A 23430-nucleotide genomic window follows, 5' to 3' on the forward strand; every position below is an offset into this window, starting at 1 on the left:
CGTCGATGCCGGAGGCTCCCGGTGACCACGCACCGGGCGGATCGATCGAAATCCTGCCGGTCACGGGACTTCCCGAGTTTCGTCCGGGCGACGATCTCGCCGCAGCGATCGTCGACCGAGCGCCCTGGCTGCGCGACGGAGACGTCCTCGTGGTCACCAGCAAGATCGTCTCCAAGGTCGAGGGACGTCTGGTGCCCGCACCGCAGGACCCCGAGGAGCGGGACGCAGCCCGCCGGGTCCTCGTCGATCAGGAGGCCGTTCGCGTCGTCGCCCGAAAAGGCCGGACGCTCATCACCGAGAACCGCCTCGGCATCGTGCAAGCCGCGTCGGGTATCGACGGGTCCAACGTCGACGGCAGCGAACTGGCGCTGCTCCCGGAGAATCCCGACGCCAGCGCGGCGGCTCTTCGGCGAGCACTGCACGAGTCGGCCGGAGTCACCGTGGCTGTCGTGATCACCGACACGATGGGCCGGGCCTGGCGGATCGGTCAGACCGATGCCGCGATCGGGTCTGCCGGCCTGGCGGTCGTCCATCGATACGCCGGGGCAGAAGACGGCCAGGGCAACGAACTGATCGTCACCGAAGTCGCCATCGCCGACGAGCTCGCTGCGGCAGGCGATCTCGTGAAGGGCAAGCTGGGTGGCGTTCCGATAGCCGTCGTCCGCGGCCTGTCACCGGTCGACGACGGCTCCACCGCCGCCACCCTGCTGCGCGGCGGCGAAGACGATCTGTTCTGGCTGGGAACCGCCGAGGCACTCGAACGTGGTCGACGCGAGGCCCTGCTCCGCCGGCGGTCGGTTCGATCGTTCTCCCCCGACGCAGTCGACCCGGACTCGATCCGTGACGCCGTCGCGGACGCCCTCACCGCCCCCGCCCCGCATCACACCCACCCCGTCAGATTCGTCTGGATCAGAACGCCCGCGGTGCGTCGCCGACTGCTCGAGACCATGCGCGAGCAGTGGCGAGCCGATCTGGCCGGCGACGGGCTGACCGAGGACCGCATCGCCGCCAGGCTGAGCCGCGGTGACATTCTGTTCGATGCGCCGGAAATCGTGATTCCGTTCTGTGTGCCGGACGGGGCGCACACCTATCCCGACGAGAGGCGTCGCGCAGCGGAGGACACCATGTTCACCGTGGCGGTCGGTGCCGCCGTTCAGGGTTTGCTCGTAGCCCTGGCCGTTCGCGATCTCGGTAGCTGCTGGATCGGTTCGACGATCTTCGCCGCCGATACCGTCCGCGCCGAGCTCGGCTTGCGTGCGGACTGGAAAGCATTGGGGGCCATCGCAATCGGACACCCCAGCGAGCCGCTGACGGTACGAGATCCGGCCGCGCCCGGGTCTTCGCTGGTGGAGCTCTGACCGACGATGTCCGCTTCCTCACTGTGGCAGTCCGCGGCCGAGACACTCGATCGGTGGGCACCGACCGACTCCAGGGACGAATCCCTTCGGCACACCGTGATCGCCTTTCTGCACAGCAATCCCGACGCGTGTCTTCGCGCGAACGAGGCCGGCCACATCACGGCGTCGTCGCTGGTACTCGACGCGTCGGGACGGCACGTTCTGTTGACCCTGCATCCCCGGGTGGGCCGGTGGATTCAGCTGGGCGGTCACTGCGAACCCGAGGACGAGACGGTCGTCGCCGCAGCGCTGCGCGAGGCGACCGAAGAATCCGGAATTACCGATCTGTCGATCGATCCCGAGTTGCTCTCGGCGCACACTCACCCGATCACGTGCTCACTGGGTAAGCCGACCCGGCACCTGGACCTGCGGTTCCTGGTGCGCGCCCCGGACGGCGCGCGCGCCGTGCGCAGCGAGGAATCGACGGACCTGCGCTGGTGGCCGGTGGACGAACTACCCGACTCGGCCGAGCGCGAGACCATCGACCATCTCGTCGCGCTCGCGGCGTATCGCTGATCCGCCCGGGTCGGCCCCGCTCAACTCCTCGGGACGACGATCAGACGTCGGTGGAGAAGCGCACTCCCCCGTCGGGCAGCTTCACTCCGGGCCATACCCGTGCCCCACGCAGCAACTCGCACCGAGCTCCGATATCGGCACCGTCACCGATGACGGCGTCACGCACGAGTGCGCGCGGTCCGATGCGGGCTCCGAAGCCCAGGATGGACCGTTCGACTACGGCCCCTGCTTCGACGATCGCACCGTCGAACACCACCGCGCCGTCGAGACGAGCGCCTGCGCCGATCTCGGCACCACGTCCGACGACGGTTCCACCGATCAGCAGTGCGCCCGGCGCGACACCCGCTCCGGGGTGAACCAGGGACTCACCGCGATCTCCGTGCAGTGCGGGCGACGGCGCAATCCCACGAACGAGGTCGGCCGATCCCTTGACGAAATCCTCCGGCGTACCCATGTCGCGCCAGTACGCACTGTCGACGTGCCCGTAGACCTTCTTGTTCTCGGCGAGCAAGGCAGGGAACACCTCTCGCTCCACCGACACCGGCCGGTCGGCTGCGATGGACTCGATGATCTCACGCTTGAACACGTAGCAACCGGCATTGATCTGGTCGGTCGGCGGATCCTGGGTCTTCTCCAGAAACGCGGTGACTCGGCCGTTCTCGTCGGTCGGGACACAGCCGAACGCTCGGGGATCGCCGACCCGAACGAGATGCAGCGTCACGTCCGCGTCGGTCGTGCGGTGCGTATCGAGCACTGCCGTCAGATCGGTACCACCCAACACGTCACCGTTGAACACCATGACGTTGTCCGCCCGCAGTCGCGGCAACACGTTTCTGATTCCGCCGCCGGTGCCCATGGGCTCGGTCTCGAACACGTACTCGAGTTCGATGCCCAACGCCGACCCGTCGCCGAAATGTTGCTCGAACACTTCGGCTTTGAACGACGTTCCGAGAACCACGTGTTCGATGCCCGCAGCCTTGATCCTGGCCAGCAGGTGGGTGAGAAACGGGAGTCCTGCAGTCGGGAGCATCGGCTTCGGTGCCGACAGAGTCAACGGGCGCAGTCGAGTTCCCTTGCCGCCGACCAAGATCACTGCATCCGTCCGTGCGGCGACCGATGGGGAACTATCCGACATGTCCAGCCTCTGTTCTCTCGTCCGACGGTCGTTCTTCACGAGCTCGGGCCCGAAGCGCCGAAGTCACAACGACCTTCGAGCGAAGACCGAGACCCGCGCGCAGCGCCCATCGTAGTGGAGCCTGCCACACCCGGTCGTGTCTGTCGGCCTGGAATCGGTAGGCGCTGGTGTGGTGTGCGGGCAGCATCACTTCCGGATGCCGTCCTGCCGCATGGCCTTTCGAGTGCGTGACCTCGACCTCGGGTACGTAGACGTTCTGCCAACCCGCCCTACCGAGCCGGTCGCCGAGGTCCACGTCCTCCATGTACATGAAGTAGCGCGAATCGAACCCGTCGATGGAGTCGAACGCCGCGCGGCGAAGCAACAGGCATGATCCCGAGAGCCATCCCACCGGCCGCTCGGACACCGTCTCGTTCTCCTGGCGGTATCGCCGAGTCCACGGATTGGTCGGCCAGAGCTTGCCCAGAATTGCGTGGCCGGCCCCGGACGTCAGATCGGGCACCGATCGCGCGGACGGGTATCGCGACCCGTCCGGCTCACGAATGAGTGGGCCCAGCGAACCTGCGCGCGGCCATCGCGCCGCGGCGTCGAGCAATCCGTCCAGGGACCCGGGGTGCCACCTGACATCCGGATTGGCGACCACGACGAATTCGACCTCGGGGTCGACCGCGGCGATCGCCCGATTGACGGCAGCGCCGTAGCCGATGTTGGCGCCGGTACGCAGCAATTCTGCTTCCGCGAACGCCGCCTCGGCAGCTTCCGGAGTGCCGTCGACCGACCCGTTGTCGGCCATGATGACTCGCACGGGCCGAGTCGTGGCCTCTCGTAGAGACGTCAGAAATTGCTCGAGGTATTCGCCGGGGGAATAGGTCACCGTCACCACGGCCAGGTCGGAACTCACGCGGGCAAGACTAGCCCGAGGCGAGCATCGATCCCGCATCACGACCGAGCAAGAGCCGCCGTCAGAGCCTCGGACCAGGGGCGGGGCGCACCGAGCCCGGCTGCGGACCACGCATTCGGTGACAGCACCGAGTATGCGGGCCGAGGTGCCGGGACGACGTACTCTGCGCTCGAACACGGTCGCACCCGGTCGGGGTCGGCACCGATTCCCGAGAACACTGCCCGGGCGAGGTCGTACCAGCTCGCCTGCCCGGCGTTGGTGAAGTGAAGGGTCCGGCCGGTCACCGTCGCGTCGGCTTCGATCTCGAGCAGACCGGCGGCCAGGTCGAGGGCGAAGGTGGGCGATCCGATCTGGTCGTCGACCACCGAGACGGTCTCCCGCTCGCCTTCGAGTCTTCGCATCGTGGTGACGAAGTTCTTGCCGGTGTTGTCGTAGACCCATGCGGTGCGCACGATGACGGCCTCGGGAAGTTCCTCACGTACCGCCGTTTCCCCGGCCAACTTGGTGCGTCCGTACACGGACTTCGGCGCGGTCGCCGCGTCGACGTCGTACGGCTCGGTCGCTGTGCCGTCGAACACATAGTCGGTGGAAATGTGAATCAGTCGGGCACCGACACGCCCGCACGCCCGCGCGAGATTTCGAGGACCGTCGGCATTGACGGCCATGGCCCTGGACTCGTCGGTTTCGGCGGCATCGACGGCGGTGTACGCGGCGCAGTTGACGACGGTCGCACCCGCAGTCACCACGGCGTCGACGGCATCGGGGTCGGTGATGTCCAGGTCGGCGGACGAATAGCCGTGCACCTCGACGTCGGAATCACGCTCGGCGGCGAGCGAGACCACCCGTCGGCCCAACTGGCCGTGTGCACCGGTCACCACGATCGCATTCACGGTTGCCAAGTGTGGCACGCCGCGGTCGGTTCGGCGAGAGCGCGGCCGATCGCCAGTAACCTTCGAGTCGGGGGGAGTGAACGTCTGTCGGTGGGTGTCCATGCCTGCCGGAAACGAGGAAAGGGTCGAAGGTGCCACGAGATTCAGGCACGCACGGAGGTGAGCGCACGCCCCCACCACACCGGCGCACCTCGCGGCGAGCCGACGGCGACGGCCTGCGCGGCGAGCGACGCGGCCGTGACACCGACCCTCGTGCATCCCGCGGGCGCGACTCCCAGGATCACCCTGTACGTCCCTCCGCAGACGGCGAACCGGGCGTGCATCGCCGAGGCGGCGCGGCCGGCGACGCACGACGAACCACGGCCGGCCGTACACGACGACCGCAGCGTGGGCCCCGAGGCGACGACCGACGACCGGACTCAGGCGAGGCACCCCGCCGACCGGGCGCAGGCGGTCGCTGGCCGGCGACGCACGTTGCGGTGGCCGTGTTGTCGGTACTCGTCCTGTTGGTGACCGGCTTCGCGTGGCGCAGTGTGGACAGTCTGCGGTCGAACATCGCCACTGCGGGTGGCCTCGGTCTGGGCGGCGCAGCGGACGGCGCGGTCGACATCCTGATGGTCGGCACCGACAGCCGCACCGACGCCCACGGCAACGCGCTGTCACCGGAAGAACTCGCCTCGCTCAACGCAGGTGAGGAAGTTGCGTCGAACACGGACACGATCGTGTTGATCCGCGTCCCGAACGACGGCTCGTCGGCCACTGCCATCTCCATTCCGCGCGACTCGTACGTCGAGGTGCCCGGGATCGGAATGTCCAAGATCAACGCCGCGTACGGAGCGACCAAGGAGAACAAACGGCTCGAACTGGTCGAGCAGGGAGTCTCCGATGCCGACGCCGAACCGCAGGCCACCGAGGCCGGACGCGAAGCGCTGATCGATTCCGTCGCCAACCTGACCGGCATCACGGTCGACCACTATGCAGAGGTCGGCCTGCTCGGTTTCGTTCTGCTGACCGACGCCGTCGGCGGAGTAGCGGTATGCCTGAACAATCCGGTGCAGGAGCCGCTGTCGGGTGCGAACTTCGCAGCCGGTGAGCAGAACCTGTCCGGTTCGCAGGCGCTGAGTTTCGTCCGGCAACGACACGATCTGCCCCGCGGTGACCTGGACCGGATCGTGCGCCAGCAAGTCTTCATGGCCTCCCTCGTACGCAGTGTGCTCAGCGCCAAGACGCTGAGCAATCCGAGCAAGCTCGGTCAGCTCAGTACCGCGGTGCAGCGGTCGGTCACCCTCGATTCGGACTGGGACATCCTGCAGTTCGCCACTCGCCTGCAGGATCTCGCCGGTGGCAAGGTCAAGTTCGAGACCATTCCCGCGGTCGACATCAATGCGACGACCGACTACGGCGAATCCATCGTGCAGGTCGACCCGGCAGCAGTGAAGAAATACGTCGCCGGACTACTCGAGGACGGGAACTCCGCCGAGACCAACGCCGAGAATTCGGATGCCCCGGCCGTCGATCCGTCTACGGTGACGGTGGACGTCGCGAACGACAGCGGTATCGAAGGTCTGGCCAACGGTGTGGCCGGATCGTTGACGGCGCTGGGGTACGTCGGTGGCACCATCGGCAACTACGAGGGCTCGTCCATCTCCACGAGCCGCATCCAGACCGCCGACGTGGACAGCGACGCCGCTCGCGCCGTGTCGGCCGCACTCGGTGGCCTGCAGATCACCGCCGACGACACCATGCCGGCCGATGCCGTCCGGGTCGTGCTCGCCGACGACTACGCCGGCCCCGGCTCGGGTCAGGCCGCGACGGCCGAAACCGTGGCACCCGAAGCAGGTACAGCAGTCCCCGAGGAACCTGCGGCACCGATCGACGCGGGTTCCACCGGCCCCATGTGCGTGAACTGACAGTACGAACGCAGCGCGGAAATCGGGGCGGGTCGGCGTCGACTAGGGTCGTGGTGTGGCTTCGAACCTGACTCAAACCCTGCTCGAGCCGATCCTGGCGGCAGACCCGGCCGGTCCCCGCATCACGTACTACGACGATGCCACCGGCGAGCGGGTCGAGGTGTCCGCCGTGACACTGGCGAACTGGGCGGCCAAGACTGCCAACCTGCTCCGTGACGAGTTCGCACTCGATCAGGGCGCGCGCGTGTGCGTGCTGTTGCCGGCGCACTGGCAGACCGCTGCCGTACTTCTGGGAATCTGGTGGACCGGCGGCGAGGTGGTGCTCGGTGCAGACGACTCCGCGGATCTCGCGCTGGTGCACGGCGACCGCCTCGACGACGCACCCGACGTCGACGAGGTTCTGGCGCTCTCGCTCGATGCCTTCGGCAAGGCAGTCCCCGATCTGCCCCTCGGGATGACCGACTACGCCACCTCGGTTCGCGTACACGGTGACCAATTCAGGGCAACCGGATCCGGGTCCGCGGCATTGGACGGCCGCTCGGTGGACGACGTCCTCGCCGCAGCAAGAGAACGCGCCGAGGCCCGTTCTCTTTCGGCCGCGGATCGAGTGTTGTCCAGTGCATCCTGGACCACCGCCGACGAGTTGATCGACGGACTGCTCTCGGTGCTCGCGGCCGGAGCGTCGTTGGTACAGGTGGCCAACTCCGACGAGAGCACGAAGCAACGACGCATCGACACCGAGAAGGTCACGACGACCCTCGACTGACTTGTCGCCTCATCCGGTCGGGCGGTAGCCGCCGTCCGCGAGTCCCGCTTCGATCTCGAACCGATTGGCGCTGCCGCGGTGACGCGCTTCCTCGACGAGGTAGCGGAACGGAAAGGTCAGCCCGAACCTCGCCCACTGGTCGGCGTGAATCGCCTCGTGCCGCAGCACCCGACGGGCGGTGTTGTTCGCCGTCAGGTAGGCCCCACCGAATGTGGTTCCGCCGCGGCCGAATCCGCCGCGCAGGCCGGAACACACGAAGATCGAGAACTCGTCGTCGAAACGCGCCGTTCCGCCCCACAGCTGCGCGTAGCGCAGTGCCAGCCGGGTCACCGACACCGACTGCCACTTGCCGCGGCCGGCTCGTCGAATCTGCTCGCGCCGCGACGCCGCGGCACTCATCCCAGCAGCGTGGTTCGCAGTGCCGCGTCCTTGTCCAGAACCATGGCCTCGAGAGACGCCTGGAAGGCCGACATCCGCTGCTGCAGAACAGGATCGGACGCTCCCAGGATCCGCACGGCGAGCAACCCCGCATTGCGAGCACCACCGATGGAGACCGTCGCAACGGGCACACCGGCGGGCATCTGCACGATCGAGAGCAGCGAGTCCATGCCGTCGAGATACTTCAGCGGTACCGGAACGCCGATGACCGGCAGTGGCGTCGCCGACGCCACCATGCCCGGCAGGTGCGCCGCTCCCCCGGCACCGGCGATGATCACTTTGATTCCGCGACCGGCGGCCTCGCGGGCGTAGTCGAGCATCCGCTGAGGGGTGCGATGCGCGGAGACGACGCCGACCTCGAAACGAATACCGAACTCCGCCAGCGCTTCTGCTGCGGCCTCCATGATCGGCCAGTCGGAATCGCTGCCCATGATCAGGCCTACGACGGCGGTACCGGATTCGTCAGTCATGGTGCGGGTCCCATCCGTCGGTCCATTCGGCGTGCGACATCCAGTGCGCTGCACGTTCGGCTCGTTCACGTACGGCCGCCACGTAGGCCGGGTCGCCGAGCGATCCGGACCTCGCGCCCAGAATGTTCACGTGGCCGATCTTTCGGTCTTTCCGCTCGGTCTTGCCGTACAGGTGCACCTTGGCGTCGGGCATGCGGGCGAACAGGTGATGCAGGCGTTCGTCCATCGTCATCTCCGGCGCTTCGGGCGCACCCAGGATGTTCGCCATCACCGTCAACGGTGCCAGTGGATCGGTGTCACCCAGCGGGTAGTCCAGCACTGCACGCAGATGCTGCTCGAACTGCGAGGTGCGGCAGCCGTCCATGGTCCAGTGACCGGAGTTGTGCGGCCGCATGGCCAGCTCGTTCACCAGAAGCTTGCCCGAGGTGGTCTCGAACAGCTCGACCGCGAGGTCTCCGACCACGCCGAGGGCGCCCGCGATATCGAGCGCCAGCCGACCGGCGTACGTGGCGACGTCCTCGTCCAGGTCGGGAGCCGGGGCCAGAACCACCGCGCATTGTCCGTGTCGTTGCACGGTCTGTACGACGGGCCACGCAGCACCCTGACCGAACGGCGATCGCGCGACCATCGCCGACAACTCGCGGCGCATGGCGACCTTCTCCTCGACCATGAGCGGCACACCGAGGTCGAGCTGGGCAGTGACGATCTCTTCGGCTTCCTCGGCGTCGGCGGGCATCCAGACACCGCGGCCGTCGTAGCCGCCGCGGACCGCCTTGAGGACAACCGGCCACCCGTGTTCGTCACCGAACGCAATGGCGTCCTGCGCCCACGACACCTCCGCGTACGCCGGTCCGGGTGCGCCCAGCTCTTCGAGCTTGCGACGCATGCGCAGTTTGTCCTGCGCGAAGATCAGCGCGCTCGGTGGCGGCTGGACGTTGACGCCCTCGGCGACCAGGGTCTCGAGGTGCTCGGTCGGCACGTGCTCGTGGTCGAAGGTCAGGGCGTTGGATCCGGTCGCGGCCGTGCGCAGCGCATCGAGGTCGTCGTGCAGCCCGAACACGACGTCGGGGCTCACCTGAGCAGCCGGCTCGTCTGCGCCCGCGGCGAGCACGCGCAGCGTTTGGCCGAGTTCGATGGCCGACTGATGGGTCATGCGGGCCAGCTGACCTCCGCCGATCATCGTCACCACGGGCATTCCGGTCGACGACGGGCGCGCAGCGGTGGGGCGCGGTTCGGTACCTGTCACGGCTCACCATGGTGTCATGTCCTGCCGGTTCGGGCCGAACCGGCAGTCGCACGGCGGTCGTCGTTGTCGCGAAGAACGTGGAAACACTGTCGTCGAGACTGTGGAAACGCTGATGAACAGAGCGTCGGTTCGCCGGATCGGGCGTTCGTTTCGTAGACTTCACCGTTGTGCCGACGATCGACAGCGTGCTTCAGCGCTTACCCAAGCCCATCAGGGACCTTGCGATCCGGCACAGCGAGTTGATCAAGTTCGCCATCGTGGGCGGTACGACGATGGTGTTCGACCTCGTCATCTTCTACTCGCTGAGCCTGACGGTGCTCGAGCAGAAGCCGGTGATCGCGAAGATCATCTCGGGCGTGCTCGCCACCCTGCTCAGCTATTTCCTCAACCGTGAGTGGGCCTTCAAGCACCGCGGCGGGCGCGAACGCCACCACGAAGCGCTTCTCTTCTTCGCCATCAGCGGCATTGGAGTGCTCATCGCCGCCGGTCCGCTGTGGATCGCGAACAACATCTTCGACATCCGCGACACCAACGAGTCGCTGACGATGGTGGTCGTCATCGACTTCGTGCTGAACTACATCATCGGCAACCTGCTCCAGATGGCGTTCCGCTTCTGGGCGCTGCGTCGCTTCGCTTTTCCCGAGGACAACGCGCGCACCATCCTGGAAGTGGACGCCGAGCGCAACGGGGATCCGACCGACGCATCGAACGCGCTCGACTGACCCCCAGTTCGGTCAGCGTGGTTCGCGCCGCGAGAGCGCGGGCGACGATTCGCGCCGAGCGGGCAGGAACACCGAGAACAGTGCCGGCCGTCTGCGCTGTAGTTCCAACCGTCCGCCGTCGGCCTCGATCAGGGCCCGGGCCAGCGCGAGACCGACTCCGGTCGAACCGGCTCCGGAGAATCCGCGGTCGAAGATGTGGGGTGCCAGTTCGTTGCTCACCCCTGGACCCTCGTCGGACACCTCGACACAGACCAGTTTCTCTCGCCGCCGGTCGGTCCCCTCGGCGGCGGACACGGCGCGCACTGCAACCGTGCAGGCACCGTCGCCGTGCACCAGAGAGTTGTCGACCAGTACCGACACGGCCTCGCGCAGACGCGAGCCGGTCACCGACGCCTGGAGGTCGGCGTCGCCCTTGAGCACCAGACTCCGACCTGCATCGTCGAAATTTCGCTGCCATTCGACCACCGTGCCGGTCAGTTCCTCGATGACCGATACCTCGTGCGCATCGGCGGCGCCGTCGCTGCGGGAGGAGCGGACGAGTTCGTCGATGGCCAGGGTCAACCGATCGACCTGATCCATCGCCTCGTTCGCCTCGTCGACCACCGCGGGGTCCGGATGGGTGGAGATCTCGTCCAACCGCAGTCGAACGGCGGTCAGGCGGCTACGAAGTTGATGCGAGACGTCGGCAACCAACGTGTGTTCGCGCTGCAGCCTGCCCGCGATCTCGACGGTGGCCGAGTCGAGAACCTCCGACACCCGGTCCAGCTCGGCAATGCCGTGCCGACGCGGATCCGGCCGAAAGTCGCCCTCGGCCAGTCGGGCGGCCCGCCGCGCGACGTCCTGCAACGGATCGGCCAGTCGCTTGGCCGTCAGCACGGCCACCACGGTTCCTGCCAGCGCGGACGCCAGGACCACCAGAGTCACCGCGCCGAGCGCCTGCCGCTGCAGTGAACGCATGTCGTCGGACGGTACTTCGAGCCGCAGTGATCCCGAGGTCCCCATCGACAACGATTCGACTAGTGGCCGGGGGACGGATGCCTGCCCGATGTCGGCGCGGGACGCGGCGTCCTCCGGCGTCGGATAGATGACGACGAGGCGGCCACCCTGCGGAATCGCCAGACGCAGCGAACCGATGTCGAGTTGACCCTCGATCAGTCCGGCCGACCCCTCCTGCGAGATGATCTCTGCGGCCATTCGGTCGAGGCGTGCCTGCAGATCGTTTCGAGTGAAGTCCTCGACCCACAGCCAGGCCGTATACATCAGCGGCAGCCCGAGCAGCAGGGCAGTCATGATGACGACAGCGAGAATGGAGACCAGGATTCGACGCCGCATCGACGACTAGTCGCTGTTGATGCGGAATCCGACACCGCGAACGGTCGCGATGCGACGCTCCGCCACCGGTCCTTCGTCGCCGATCTTGCGGCGCAACCAGGACATGTGCATGTCGAGTGTCTTGGATCCGCGCAACTCCGCGTCGCCCCACACCTCGCGCAAGATGACCTCCCGCGAGACCACCTGGCCGGCGTGATCGAGCAGCACCTTGAGCAACTCGTATTCCTTGTTGGCCAGCGAGATCTCGGTACCTCCGACGAGCACCCGTCGGGCGGCCGGTTCGAGGCGAATTGCACCGACCTCGATGGGAACGTCCTCGCCGGCACCGCGTCGACGCAGGAGCGCTCGAACCCGAGCCATCAGCTCGGCGAGCCGGAACGGCTTGCCCACATAGTCGTCGGCACCGGCGTCCAGGCCGACGACGAAGTCGACCTCGTCCGTGCGCGCGGTGAGCATCAACACGGCCACCTCGGACCGGTTGGCGCGGACCTGACGGCACACTTCGAGGCCGTCCATTCCGGGCAGCCCCAGGTCCAGGATCAGCAAGTCGAACTTGCCGTCGAGAGCACGCTGTAGCGTGGCCGGCCCGGTCTGTTCGACGGTCACGGTGTAGCCCTCGCGCCCGAGGGCACGGGAGAGGGGTGCGGCGATAGCTTCGTCGTCTTCGGCAAGCAGAACATCGGTCACGTCGGCAACCCTACGGTTCGAATGTGAGAACAGCCTGTGTTACCTGCGTTTCCCCGCGCGCCAACCGGGCTTGGACTCGGCCGGTGCATCGTCGGCCATCGGCTCGAATGCTCGGTCCCGATCGTGAACGGACTCGCGACGAAAGTCCATGGAGTCGAATACTTGCTGGTAGAGCAACGAATGGACGCGTTGCACCTGCGGAATGTCGTCGAACTCGAGTGGGTCGTCCGACGCCGACGCGATGATCAGGGTGCCGGTACCGAGCATCCTGTCCAGCAGCCCGTGGCGAAATTGCACGTTGCTGATGCGGCTCATGGGGATGTCGATTCCGGAATGCGTGAGCACACCCTGCCGAACGAGGACCCGACGATCGGTGACGATGAAGTGAGTGCACTTCCAGCTCACGAGCGGAACCAGGCATCGCCACCCGACGATCGCTGCCCACACCACCAGCGCGGCGATCGTGGCCACATCGGCGGCCGTGGATTCGAGTCGGGCACCTGCGACACCGAGGGCGACGCCGGCGAGACCCGTGGCGAGCACGAACGTGATCGACGGCAGGATCAACATCTTCCAATGCGGGTGACGGTGAAGCAGTAGCTCTTCCTCGTCGGCCAACGCATCCTGTGGGTAACCCACGTGCACTCCTGACTATTCGCGCCGGATCTGCCCGGGTGAAGATGGTCTCACGAGACAGGTCGGAGATGAGTGACGTCGCCGGCGGCCACTGCGAGAACCGAGGGCGATGCGGAGCCGGCACGTTCGACCTCGATCACGATCCGGCCGTGTTCGTCCACATCGACAGCGGTTCCCACTTCGTGCTCGCCGCCGGGCAGGTCGACACGCACTCGCTGTCCGATGGTGCCGCACCGATCTCTGTATCGGTGCGCCAGCGCCTCGGTATCCCAGTGCGCATCCCGCCACGAATCCACCTCGGCGGCCACCCCGCGCAGAATCGCACGCACCAGGGTGTCTCGATCGAGCACCGCGGCCTGTTCGAGCGCGAGTGACGTCGCCGTGGGCACCGGGAGCTCGGCCTCGGTCATCGAGACGTTCACTCCCAGGCCGATGACCACCGTCGGACTCGGCCCATGGGCGGCTACTTCGGCCAGAATGCCCGAGACCTTCCTACCGCCGATCAGAACGTCGTTCGGCCACTTCAACCGCGCATCGACCTCGGCCACGGTACGCAGCGCATCGACCAGAGCCACGCCGGTCATCAGCGGCAGCCAACCCAGCACCGCCGGGTCGATCCCCGGGAACTTCAGCAGCATCGACAGCAATATCTGCGATCGCGGAGCACCGGAGAACGGACGCGAATGCCTGCCCCGCCCACTCCCCTGATGTTCGGCGATCAAGGCCGTCCGGTCCGCCCGATCTGTCGCCGCAGCGACGAGGTCGGCATTGGTCGAACCGGTCTCGGTCACCACGTCCACCCGAGACCACGAGGCCTGCGGTCCGTCCACCAAGGCTCGACGGAGTGCGCGGACGTCGAGCGGTGGGCGATCCAGATTGGTCCACATGACCACCAGCATATGGGTTCGGCACCAACCGACGTCGGCTCGTGAACCACCCTCGGTCGGGGCGCAGATCACACTCGCAGTTAAAGTGTTGCCCCATGACCAGCGTCCAGGATTCCACTGCACCCGGGTCGGCAGATGCACCCGATATCCATACCACTGCGGGTAAATTGGCCGATCTTCGTAAACGTCTGGGGGCTGCGGAGATGCCGTCGGGTGAGGCGGCGGTGGAGCGGGTCCACGCGAAGGGCAAGTTGACCGCGCGCGAGCGGATCACGGCCCTGCTCGACGAGGGCTCGTTCGTCGAGCTCGATGCGTTGGCGCGGCACCGATCACAGAATTTCGGGTTGGGTGACAATCGCCCCTTCGGTGACGGTGTCGTCACCGGCTACGGCACCGTCGACGGCCGTGATGTGTGTGTGTTCTCCCAGGACGCGACCGTCTTCGGCGGCTCGTTGGGGGAGATCTACGGCGAGAAGATCGTCAAGGTGATGGACCTGGCGATCAAGACCGGGCGGCCGTTGGTGGGCATCAACGAAGGCGCCGGGGCCCGCATCCAGGAAGGTGTGGTCTCCCTCGGGTTGTACGGGGAGATCTTCCACCGCAACGTCCGCGCATCCGGGGTGATCCCGCAGATCTCGGTGATCATGGGCCCCGCCGCCGGCGGACACGTCTACTCCCCGGCCCTGACCGATTTCGTGGTCATGGTCGATGGCACCAGTCAGATGTTCGTCACCGGCCCCGACGTCATCAAGACCGTCACCGGGGAGAACGTGACGATGGAAGAGCTCGGTGGCGCGCACACCCACATGGAGAAGTCCGGGGTCGCGCACTACGTCGCGTCCGGGGAGCAGGACGCCCTCGACTACGTCCGCGACCTCCTGTCGTATTTGCCGTCGAACAATCGGGCCGATGCCCCGCGCACGGTGGCGTCGGATCCTGTTCTCGGATCCATCGAGGATTCGTTGACGGCGGAGGACCTCGAGCTCGACACGTTGATTCCGGATTCGCCGAACACTCCGTACGACATGCACGAGGTGATCCGCCGGATCCTCGACGACGACGAATTCCTCGAAGTTCAGGAAGGTCGGGCCCGCAACATCATCGTCGGGTTCGGTCGGATCGACGGCCGGTCGGTGGGGATCGTGGCCAATCAGCCCACCCAGTTCGCCGGCACGTTGGATATCGATGCCTCGGAGAAAGCAGCCCGGTTCGTCCGCACGTGTGATTGTTTCAACGTTCCGATCATCACGTTGGTCGATGTGCCGGGGTTCCTGCCCGGGACGGGGCAGGAATACAACGGCATCATCCGGCGTGGAGCGAAGTTGTTGTACGCCTACGGGGAGGCGACGGTCGGGAAGATCACCGTCATCACCCGTAAAGCCTATGGCGGGGCGTACGACGTGATGGGGTCCAAGCACATGGGTGCCGACGTCAATTTGGCGTGGCCGACGGCGCAGATCGCGGTGATGGGTGCCTCGGGTGCGGTCGGGTTCGTCTACCGCAAGCAGTTGCTCGAGGCCGCGAAGAACGGTGAGGACGTCGATGCGTTGCGGCTGACGTTGCAGCAGCAGTACGAGGACACGTTGGTCAACCCGTACGTCGCTGCCGAGCGCGGGTATCTCGATGCGGTCATCCCGCCCAGTCACACCCGCGGTCAGATCGTGACCGCGTTGCGACTGCTCGAACGCAAACAAGTGACCCTGCCCCCGAAGAAACACGGAAACATCCCACTATGAGCGAAGCGAAGCATGACGCAGTGAGAGACACGAATCACGACGCAGTGAGCGAAACGAGTCCTGACGTCGTGAACGACGGTCAGGCCGTTGCCGATTCAGGCATGTCCGCGGCGATTCGGGTCGTCAAGGGCAATCCGGACGACGAGGACGTGGCGGCTCTGGTGGCGGTGTTGACTGCGGCGCAGAACGATTCGGCATCGAGCGCGGATTCTCGGCCCCGGGAATTGTGGGGTGCACCGTCGTCGATGCACCGCGGCTTCGCGGCGCAGTCGGCGTATTCGTACGCCGCGTCGGGCCGATACTCGCGGTGACGGTGCCGCCCGTGACGACCCGGGCCGATTCGGTACGACTCGTTCTGGCGTCGGCGTCACCTGCTCGCCTCGGAGTTCTTCGTAATGCCGGCGTGGAGCCGATCGTCCGGGTGTCGGGAGTCGACGAGGACGCGGTGACGGCCGAACTGGGGCCGTCCGCGTCCGCCGCCACCGTGGTCACCGAACTCGCGCGGGCCAAGGCCGCCGCAGTCGCCGAGACGTTCTCGGATTCTTCGGCGGATCTGGTGATCGTCGGGTGTGATTCGATGCTGTCGATTGCCGGTGAGCTGCACGGTAAACCGCACACCGTCGAGGTGGCCCGTGAGCGTTGGCGGACCATGGCCGGGTCGACCGGGGCGCTGTTGACCGGTCATGCCGTTCTGCGAGTCACCGCCGGAGTCGTGGTGGCGCAGGCTGCAGCGCACAGCTCGACGACGATTCGTTTCGCAACCCCGTCTGCAGTCGATCTCGACGCGTATCTGGCGTCCGGCGAACCGCTGCAGGTCGCGGGAGCATTCACGCTCGACGGTCTCGGCGGCTGGTTCGTCGACAGCATCGAGGGTGATCCCTCGTCGGTGATCGGCATCGGCTTGCCGCTGGTTCGTACTCTTCTCGAGCGGGTGGGTACGTCGCTTGCCGCCCTCTGGGACGGCTCGCCGGACGACCCCATCGGGATCTGACCGGCGAGACCTACCTCAGGGCAACAGATCGATCAGCTCGCGAGCCCAGTCCTCGGCCATTGCCTTGGGCTTGATGTTCGACGAGCTGTCGTGCCGAGCATGGGTGCCGACCTGCTTCGCACCGAGCTCGGTGAGCTTTTCGGCGATGATCTCGCCGCCGCGGTTGAAGGTGTCCTCGTATACCTTGTCTCCCAGACCGAAGACTGCGAACTGCAGTCCTGCGAGGTCGGGGGCATCCTCGACGAGAGCCTCGTAGAACGGCTCCGCGCCGGTGGGGAGCTCTCCGTCGCCGTAGGTGGAGCAGATGACGACGTGGAAGTCGTCCGTGTCGATGTCGGAGACCTCGTACTCGAGCATGTCTCGCACCTCGGCATCGTGATCACCGAGCACGTCCGCGATCTTGTCGGCGACCTCCTCGGCCGTACCGGTCTCGGACCCGAACAACACGACCACTGCCATGGATCGCTCCCCTTTCTCACATGCGCTCGAACACTCGAACAGTCGCAAAAGCATAGCCGTACCGGGGATCCCGCCGAAAATCCGCGTACGCCCGATGTTGTGATTTGTCTCGAGGTCACCAGAATTCGGGAGTCAGGCCCCAGTTCGTGTACTCGGCCTCGACCAGCCCACGCAGGTGCTCTTTGCTGGGGAACGCGTCCGGGTCGAGACCGGTGACGCACAGCGTCGCGCGGTCACCCGAGTCGTTCCACCAGGCACTGACCCCGCCGGCGGTGCGACGGAGCAACGCCACATCGGTGTTCTGGGTGATCGACCGCATCGCCACTGCCGCGGCGTCGACGCCTCCGATGGTGCGCAGTCGCTTGCCGCGATCGCCGAGGTTCGAGCACAGGCACAGCGGTGCCGAGCCCGATGCCGCCAGCTTGGCGACGACGACGTCGGGCAACACCTGCATCAGTGGTTTGAGCAGTTCGAACACCGATGTCACCGTACTGTCGGCCTGGTCGGTGAACGCCTGCTTGCTCGATGCGCGGATGGCCGTCAGATCGTCGCGGTAGCCCTGTCCCCCGTCGACGTGAATGGACACCCCCGACGTCGCGTTGGCGCGACTGTCGCCGGGTGTTCGGGTGCTGACAGGAAGGGCCACCCGTACCCGGTCCTGCGGACCGACGCGTCCACTCGCGGTGAGAATGCCGAGCACGACCGCGACAAGGAGACTGTTCGAGCTCCCGCCCCTGCTCGCTGCGGCCGCGGCCCAGTCCCCCGATGCGCAGTCGACGACCACCGTGCTCGGTACCCACTTGCCTTCTCGTGCCGCGGTGACGGCCAGGGCACGGCTCGGCGTCGGGCCGGGTGCCGTGGAGCACGTTGCTACCTCGTCGGACGAGGTTCGCGAACGTACCGCGTCCACTGCGGTACGTCCGAGCGCTCGCGCCACCCCGGACAATGCCGCACCGATCTGTCCGACGCCGTCCGCGATGTCGGCGCGTACCGACGACCGCGGGGGATCGTGGTCGAGCCCGCCGCGAACGAAGTCGTCCGGAGTCGCCCGACCGGCGAGAGCTGCTGCCGCCGCAGAGGTCAGGGCACCGCCGTCACCGACCACGTGCGATCCGACGAGAGAGACCACTGTGCCGCCGCCGTCGACCGAGGTCGCCGACAAACGCCACGCAGGTCCGTCGATGGGGTCCAGCGTCACTGCTGCCTCGTTCTCGATCCACAGATCGATGCCGTCCCGGGCGATTGCGTGTCCGATGACGACCGGGGCGGCGGGCGTGCGGGCCGTGATCCAGCCATCGCGGGCACCGGGCACCGCCGAGCGTCGTACGGAGCGATCCAACGGGCCGGTAGCAAGCAACTGCCACATGGATTCGAGTGCGTCGAGCGGGACGGCCGAGTCGAACCGCCACACGATCTGATTGACCACCGGCACTCCGAGTACGCACTCCATGCGCAGGAACAGGTCGTCGTCGTACGTCAATCTCTCCACCACGAGAGACTATCCCTGCCCGCCCACGTAGGTGGAACGGTCGCAAATGTGTTTCCCGCCATATGTTTTCGTATCGGCTCGGTTCGGACGGTGCTGATAGGTTGGGGCTGTTCCCCACGCCGACACGTCTGCGAGTGCGCCTGTGAAGTTCGTGATGCCGTTCAACGGAAGCCGAGGCGACGTGACCCCCGGTATCGCTCTCGGGCTCGAACTCGCAGATCGCGGGCACGACGTGCTGTTCGGTGCCCCACCCAATCTCACCGATGTCGTGTCGGCTGCCACGGCATCCTCCGAACGTATCGAGGTTCAACCGTTCGGGCCCGACACGCAGCAGCTGTTGGAGTCCGATCTGGTCAGAGTGCGTATCAAGTCTCGAAACCCGCGGACCCGCTTTGCTGCGCTGTCCGAGCTGGCTCATCACGGCTGGGACGACATGACGTCCGAGCTGAACCGAATGGCGGCAGGGTGCGACGGAATCGTCACCGGCTCGCTCGGTCAGGAGATGGCTCTGAACGTGGCCGAAGCGCACGGCACAGCGTTTGTGTCCCTGCACTACTGCCCCCTCAGGCGCAACGATGCAGTGTCGATCACACCGGGCGTGAACCCACCTGCCGTCGTCAATCGGTCGATGTGGGCGGCCCTCGAGGCACTGCGCTGGAAGTCGATGAAGAAGCGCGACAACGCGCAGAGGGCATCACTGGGTTTGCCTCCCACCACGGAGTCGACGCCCGTGAGGTCGGCGCACTACGGCGGTATCGAAATTCAGGCCTACGAATCGGCGCTGTTCCCCGGGCTTGCCCGACAGTGGGGCCCGCTACGCCCGTTCGTCGGCTTCATCGGCCTGGTCGACGGAGTCACCGAGACGGATCCCGCGTTGCGCCGATGGCTCGACGCAGGAACTGCGCCAGTGTATTTCGGCTTCGGCAGCATGCCGGTGCCCGAACCGGCTGCACTGATGCGCATGATCGACAACGTCACCGATCGATTGGGCGTGCGCGCCCTGGTCTGCGCGGGCTGGAGCGATCTGCTGGAGTCCGATTCAGCCGTCCATCGATCGAACCCGAACGTCTTCGTCGTGAAATCGGTCGATCACGCGACGGTCTTTCCGCGCTGTCTGGCCGCGGTTCATCACGGCGGCGCAGGGACGACTGCAGCCTCGGCACGAGCCGGGCTGCCGACCCTGGTGTGCTGGTTCAGCGCCGACCAACCGTTCTGGGGATCCGCGCTGCGGCGCGTAGGAGCCGGGTCGAGCACGAAGTTCTCGACGTTGACCGAATCCGTTCTACAACAGGGAATTTCCGATCTCATGACCGAAGACGCCCGGCTGGCCGCGCGAGCGCTAGCCGATACGATGACGCCTGCTCGAACGGCGACGGCCGCTGCCGCCGACATCACCGAAGCAGCAGCGCGCGACCGCTGACCCGCTCACCAGAAGCGTGCCGAGAGTCCCCATCTCCGAAGCGCCTCGGTCAGATGTTCACGCAGTGCATGCTCGTCCGGGCATCGGTCGGGGTCCATGGCGTGGACGGTCACGGTCACACTGGTGCCGGTCTCGCTCGACCATGCGGTCAGACCGCCGTCGAGCGAACGAGCGAAGTCGGCGTCGGCTCCGGCGAACGTCGCTCGACCGGACACCGCCCGGGCGGCGATCCCCGCCACCGTCGTGAAGTCGTCGGGAAGAGCACCGAGGTTCGACGCCAGCCCTTCGGCACCGTCGCGGGGCTGCGGCACTCGTGCGACCACCGCGTCGGGCAGCATTTGAACGAGTGCCTGGGACAGGCCGCCCGGAGCGGCACCGGCGGCCTGAGCAGCGGCGAAAGCCGTGAACGCCGATTTACTGGCGGCGCGGATCGGGCGGAGGTCCAGATCGGTCGGGTCGGCGATCGGCACGTCGATCTTGACGATCTTGGTGGCGTTGGACCGGGCGTCGGATGCGTCGCCGCGATCACTGACGGGCAGGGACCACTGCACCGTGTCTCCCACCGAAGCACGGCCGGCAAGTCCGGACGCAGCAGTCAGGACCGCCACGAACAGCGAATTGGATGTTCCTCCCCAGCGTTCCGCAGTCGATCGCCATGCATCGGCGTCCACCTCGGCAACCACGTGCGGGGATGTCCAGTCCGCCGCAGCCGCTCGCTCGGGAGCTGCCCGGTGTGGTTTCGGCCTCGACTGGGTGGCACCGGCAGGCTCGGAGCGTCCGGACAGAGGCAGAGCCTGCACCGCCGCGTTCACCAGCCATCCACCCGCGGACCGAATTTGCTCGACGGCGTCACCGACGTCGTAAGCGAGGGTCGCGAGGCCGCCCGAGGCGGAGGCGACACGGGACGCGACGGAGTCGGAGTTCGCCGCACGGAATGCAGCGATCAAGGCGCCACCGTCGGCGACCATGTGCGAGGCGACCAACGACAGCACCATGCCGCCGTCGCTCAGTCTCGTCGCCGCGAGTTGCCAACCCAATCCGGTCTCGGGATCGATATCGGGATCGATCCGGCCGTCCGCCCATTGCCGCACCATCGACGGGTCTATGAATTCTGGATGAAAATCCAGTGAATGAGAGGCGGCCGACGGCACCCACCGATCTCGGGCCGTCGGAATTGCCGATGCCACCACCCTGCGCGCAAGCAGACCGTCGGACAGGTTGTCACGCAGTCTTTCCAGGTCTTCTCGCTGCACGACGTCATCGAACCACCACAGGAACTGGTTGTAGACGGGAAATCCGATGCCGTGGTGCATTCGCAAGAAAAGGTGATCGGCAAATCCAATTCGAGTCACGCGCCGAACCTACTACATCGAAAGAAACGGGAAGGTGGTGCTGTTTCTCGTCGGGCGATTCATTCAATGTTTGCAATAAGTGCCATTCCACCGAGCAGACGCGCGAATGTGACTCCGGTCTCGGGGTGCCGGTCCGGCCCGAGGTCTGGGTTCCGAACCCGTCACCCGGATCGGCTCTCTCGAATCATCGGGCCCTGACGTGCGGTTACGCTGGAATCACAATGCCGACGTGTGCGAGAATCAGTTTTCCGACCGATGTTCCACCCGTCGGTCAACCCCCTCGACAGTGACAAGAATTACTTTTACGCGTCGCGAAATAGTTTCGCTTTCGCCCTATTGTGAGTGCCGTACTCACGTCGACCGGACGGCGACTTCACGATCCGTCGAATAGTTGTTCTTTCAATGTCGAAAGCAATGCGAGTGCACCCGATAAAAGCGAGCCGGACCGACGACTTCCGCCGTTACATCCACCACTCGACCGTAATCGAATGCCGATAGACACCACTACTGCCGAATACCGCTGGCCGAGCCCGGAACGGAAGAGGACACCATGGAATACACCGAACTCGCCGACTATCCACTTCCCGCCGGACGCTTGACCGAGTGGGTTCCCCGCGTCGACGACGCCCAGTGGGCTCTCGATCCCCGCGGGCTGTCGTTCACGCACGAGGACCATTGCGAGCGCAGCGCGCCGGGCTCCTGGATCGGCACGGTATTCGAGATCCATCGTCGCTACGACGTCGAGGCCGTACGCCGCACCATCGCCGCGTACATGGGTCGGCACGAGGCGTTCCGAACCAAGGTTCGTCGTGACGAGCAGTCCGGTTCGTGGCAGCGCTTCACCGCACCGGTCGACGCCGTGCAGGTGACAGATCGCCCACACGCGGAGTCGCGATCGGAAACGCAGGTGTTCGGCCATCTGCAGTCGTGGTTCGGCGACACCGTGTCTCCGACGGCATGGCCGCATTTCGTTCTCGCCACCATCGAACCCGACGACGCGTCCCGCACTCTCGCCGGTGGACCCGAGGAATCGTTCCTGCTCGCCTTCGCGGCCGATCATTCGGTCATGGACGCATACAGCCAGATCTATGCGATCAACGAGATCGACCGGCTGTACGCGCAGGCCCTCGACGGCATCGACCCGGAATTGCCCGAGGTGGGTAGTTACGTCGACTTCAGTCAGTCCGAACGGGCACTCGGCGACACCCTGACGGCGGATCACGGTGCCGTGCGAACGTGGCAGGACTTCCTCGCTGTCGAGGACGGCCGCTTCCCGGCTTTCCCGCTTCCGTTGGCGGGCGACCGGCCCCGCGCCGACACCGGCCCTGCGCCCCAGAGCAGCATCTCGTCGTGGCTTCTGACCTCCGAACAGTCGGACGGCTTCAATGCGGCGTGCCGCGCCGCCGGTTACAACATGCAGGCCGGAATTCTTGCGGCGCTCGCACTGACGAATGCTCGCCTGTCCGGCAGTCGGTCTCTGCGCACGGTGATGCCGATGCACACCCGCGACGAGCAGAAGTGGGCCGCGTCGGTGGGGTGGTACGTCGGCATTCTTCCGATGGAGATCCAGCTCGACAACGCCTGCACCTTCGTCGAGGCACTCGAGGCCGCGGCCACCGCGGGCGCTGCGAACAAGGGCCTGGCCCGTATGCCGTACTCGAAGATCGCCAAGATCCTCGACTCCACCGAAATTCCCCGGTTCGTGGTCTCGTACATCGACCTGCGGTTCCTGCCCGACGCCGCCCAGTGGCAGGGGCGCAAGGGGCGGGCGCTCAGGAGCAACTGCCACGCCGACGACGAGGTCTACTTCTGGGTCAATCGCACACTCGAAGGGCTCAACATCTCGGCCCGCTTCCCCAGTTCGGATGTCGCGTCGACCAATGTCCATCGGTTCATCACCGAGTTCGTCGCGGTTCTGACGGCGGTCATCGACTCCGACGGCGGTAGCGATACGGTGCTCGCGGCGGCCCCGCCGTCGGTCGTCGTCGCCGCAGAATGAGCGTGGACGCAGAATAGGCGTGCACACAGGAGAAGTGGATGCGGAGTGGAC

24 protein-coding genes are annotated in these 23430 nt (G+C 66.3%); 10 read left to right on the forward strand and 14 right to left on the reverse strand.

All coding sequences use genetic code 11. The features are described from left to right. Positions 1-5: 5 nt before the first annotated feature. Both CH281_RS21570 and CH281_RS21575 read left to right on the forward strand, forming a co-directional pair. Positions 6-1358: a coenzyme F420-0:L-glutamate ligase gene (locus CH281_RS21570; RefSeq protein WP_032408195.1), complete on the forward strand. Its 1353-nt coding sequence runs from the start codon at positions 6-8 to the stop codon at positions 1356-1358. Positions 1359-1364: 6 nt separating this feature from the next. Continuing rightward, positions 1365-1913, forward strand: coding sequence for an NUDIX hydrolase (locus CH281_RS21575; protein ID WP_032370706.1), 549 nt, complete (start codon positions 1365-1367; stop codon positions 1911-1913). Positions 1914-1953: 40 nt separating this feature from the next. Here the strand turns inward: CH281_RS21575 and CH281_RS21580 are convergent, their stop codons facing one another. From CH281_RS21580 to CH281_RS26985, 4 genes are all read right to left on the reverse strand, one after another. Then, complete coding sequence (locus CH281_RS21580; protein WP_027496494.1) at positions 1954-3048, reverse strand: sugar phosphate nucleotidyltransferase; 1095 nt, start codon at positions 3046-3048, stop codon at positions 1954-1956. Then, on the reverse strand, positions 3038-3949 hold the full coding sequence (locus CH281_RS21585) for a glycosyltransferase family 2 protein (RefSeq protein WP_027496493.1): 912 nt from the start codon (positions 3947-3949) through the stop codon (positions 3038-3040). The genes CH281_RS21580 and CH281_RS21585 overlap by 11 nt, the downstream gene beginning before the upstream one ends. A gap of 38 nt (positions 3950-3987) precedes the next feature. Further along, entirely contained in the window at positions 3988-4839 is an 852-nt protein-coding gene (rfbD, locus tag CH281_RS21590; protein WP_032370704.1) for a dTDP-4-dehydrorhamnose reductase, read from the reverse strand. A gap of 143 nt (positions 4840-4982) precedes the next feature. Further along, complete coding sequence (locus tag CH281_RS26985; RefSeq protein ID WP_155288785.1) at positions 4983-5123, reverse strand: hypothetical protein; 141 nt, start codon at positions 5121-5123, stop codon at positions 4983-4985. A 195-nt stretch (positions 5124-5318) separates the two neighbouring features. On the opposite strand from CH281_RS26985, the gene CH281_RS21600 reads away from it, so the two are divergent. Together CH281_RS21600 and CH281_RS21605 are read left to right on the forward strand one after the other, a co-directional pair. After that, entirely contained in the window at positions 5319-6749 is a 1431-nt protein-coding gene (locus tag CH281_RS21600; RefSeq protein WP_048320270.1) for an LCP family protein, read from the forward strand. Positions 6750-6804: 55 nt separating this feature from the next. Further along, a complete protein-coding gene (locus tag CH281_RS21605; RefSeq protein ID WP_094695472.1) occupies positions 6805-7515 on the forward strand; it encodes a TIGR03089 family protein in 711 nt (236 codons plus the stop codon). 9 nt (positions 7516-7524) lie between these two features. On the opposite strand, the gene CH281_RS21610 is transcribed toward CH281_RS21605, so the two are convergent. Genes CH281_RS21610 through CH281_RS21620 form a run of 3 tightly spaced genes read right to left on the reverse strand, consistent with a single transcriptional unit; the run spans position 7525 to position 9669 of the window. Beyond that, positions 7525-7914, reverse strand: a complete 390-nt coding sequence (locus CH281_RS21610) for a hypothetical protein (RefSeq protein ID WP_032372702.1) — start codon at positions 7912-7914, stop codon at positions 7525-7527. After that, positions 7911-8423 (reverse strand): 5-(carboxyamino)imidazole ribonucleotide mutase, encoded by a 513-nt coding sequence (gene purE, locus CH281_RS21615; RefSeq protein WP_032391583.1) that lies wholly within the window; start codon positions 8421-8423, stop codon positions 7911-7913. The genes CH281_RS21610 and purE overlap by 4 nt, the downstream gene beginning before the upstream one ends. Beyond that, entirely contained in the window at positions 8416-9669 is a 1254-nt protein-coding gene (locus tag CH281_RS21620; RefSeq protein WP_027496486.1) for a 5-(carboxyamino)imidazole ribonucleotide synthase, read from the reverse strand. Before CH281_RS21620 ends, purE begins: the two co-directional genes overlap by 8 nt. A gap of 167 nt (positions 9670-9836) precedes the next feature. On the opposite strand from CH281_RS21620, the gene CH281_RS21625 reads away from it, so the two are divergent. Next, positions 9837-10391 carry a GtrA family protein gene (locus CH281_RS21625; RefSeq protein ID WP_032366285.1) on the forward strand — a complete coding sequence of 185 codons (555 nt, stop codon included), beginning with the start codon at positions 9837-9839 and terminating at the stop codon, positions 10389-10391. A 12-nt stretch (positions 10392-10403) separates the two neighbouring features. Here CH281_RS21625 and CH281_RS21630 read toward each other — a convergent pair whose 3' ends face one another. The 4 genes from CH281_RS21630 to CH281_RS21645 are packed head-to-tail and all read right to left on the reverse strand — an operon-like array spanning position 10404 to position 13933. Next, positions 10404-11723: a sensor histidine kinase gene (locus tag CH281_RS21630; RefSeq protein WP_027496485.1), complete on the reverse strand. Its 1320-nt coding sequence runs from the start codon at positions 11721-11723 to the stop codon at positions 10404-10406. Between the two features lie 6 nt (positions 11724-11729). After that, positions 11730-12410: a response regulator transcription factor gene (locus CH281_RS21635; RefSeq protein ID WP_027496484.1), complete on the reverse strand. Its 681-nt coding sequence runs from the start codon at positions 12408-12410 to the stop codon at positions 11730-11732. Between the two features lie 39 nt (positions 12411-12449). Then, positions 12450-13049, reverse strand: a complete 600-nt coding sequence (locus tag CH281_RS21640) for a PH domain-containing protein (protein ID WP_027496483.1) — start codon at positions 13047-13049, stop codon at positions 12450-12452. A gap of 47 nt (positions 13050-13096) precedes the next feature. Next, positions 13097-13933, reverse strand: a complete 837-nt coding sequence (locus CH281_RS21645) for a biotin--[acetyl-CoA-carboxylase] ligase (protein WP_032390181.1) — start codon at positions 13931-13933, stop codon at positions 13097-13099. A gap of 95 nt (positions 13934-14028) precedes the next feature. Between CH281_RS21645 and CH281_RS21650 the strand changes: the two genes are divergently transcribed. Genes CH281_RS21650 through CH281_RS21660 form a run of 3 tightly spaced genes read left to right on the forward strand, consistent with a single transcriptional unit; the run spans position 14029 to position 16660 of the window. Continuing rightward, positions 14029-15669 (forward strand): acyl-CoA carboxylase subunit beta, encoded by a 1641-nt coding sequence (locus CH281_RS21650; RefSeq protein WP_032383493.1) that lies wholly within the window; start codon positions 14029-14031, stop codon positions 15667-15669. Between the two features lie 20 nt (positions 15670-15689). Beyond that, the gene (locus tag CH281_RS21655; RefSeq protein ID WP_256983937.1) at positions 15690-15980 is read left to right on the forward strand and encodes an acyl-CoA carboxylase epsilon subunit; all 291 of its coding nucleotides are present in this window, start codon (positions 15690-15692) and stop codon (positions 15978-15980) included. A gap of 11 nt (positions 15981-15991) precedes the next feature. Then, positions 15992-16660 carry a Maf family protein gene (locus CH281_RS21660; protein WP_032408190.1) on the forward strand — a complete coding sequence of 223 codons (669 nt, stop codon included), beginning with the start codon at positions 15992-15994 and terminating at the stop codon, positions 16658-16660. A gap of 15 nt (positions 16661-16675) precedes the next feature. Here the strand turns inward: CH281_RS21660 and CH281_RS21665 are convergent, their stop codons facing one another. Together CH281_RS21665 and CH281_RS21670 are read right to left on the reverse strand one after the other, a co-directional pair. Beyond that, positions 16676-17119 (reverse strand): flavodoxin domain-containing protein, encoded by a 444-nt coding sequence (locus CH281_RS21665; RefSeq protein ID WP_027496480.1) that lies wholly within the window; start codon positions 17117-17119, stop codon positions 16676-16678. Between the two features lie 115 nt (positions 17120-17234). Then, complete coding sequence (locus CH281_RS21670) at positions 17235-18608, reverse strand: hypothetical protein (protein WP_094695499.1); 1374 nt, start codon at positions 18606-18608, stop codon at positions 17235-17237. Positions 18609-18750: 142 nt separating this feature from the next. On the opposite strand from CH281_RS21670, the gene CH281_RS21675 reads away from it, so the two are divergent. Further along, complete coding sequence (locus CH281_RS21675; RefSeq protein ID WP_094695474.1) at positions 18751-20028, forward strand: glycosyltransferase; 1278 nt, start codon at positions 18751-18753, stop codon at positions 20026-20028. 5 nt (positions 20029-20033) lie between these two features. Here the strand turns inward: CH281_RS21675 and CH281_RS21680 are convergent, their stop codons facing one another. Then, the gene (locus tag CH281_RS21680) at positions 20034-21380 is read right to left on the reverse strand and encodes a hypothetical protein (RefSeq protein ID WP_094695475.1); all 1347 of its coding nucleotides are present in this window, start codon (positions 21378-21380) and stop codon (positions 20034-20036) included. A gap of 550 nt (positions 21381-21930) precedes the next feature. Here CH281_RS21680 and CH281_RS21685 point away from each other — a divergent pair. Continuing rightward, a complete protein-coding gene (locus CH281_RS21685) occupies positions 21931-23379 on the forward strand; it encodes a condensation domain-containing protein (RefSeq protein ID WP_032366281.1) in 1449 nt (482 codons plus the stop codon). Positions 23380-23430 lie beyond the last annotated feature (51 nt).

The sequence above is a fragment of the Rhodococcus sp. 06-221-2 genome (assembly GCF_002258365.1).
Taxonomy (GTDB): Bacteria; Actinomycetota; Actinomycetes; order Mycobacteriales; family Mycobacteriaceae; genus Rhodococcoides; species Rhodococcoides fascians.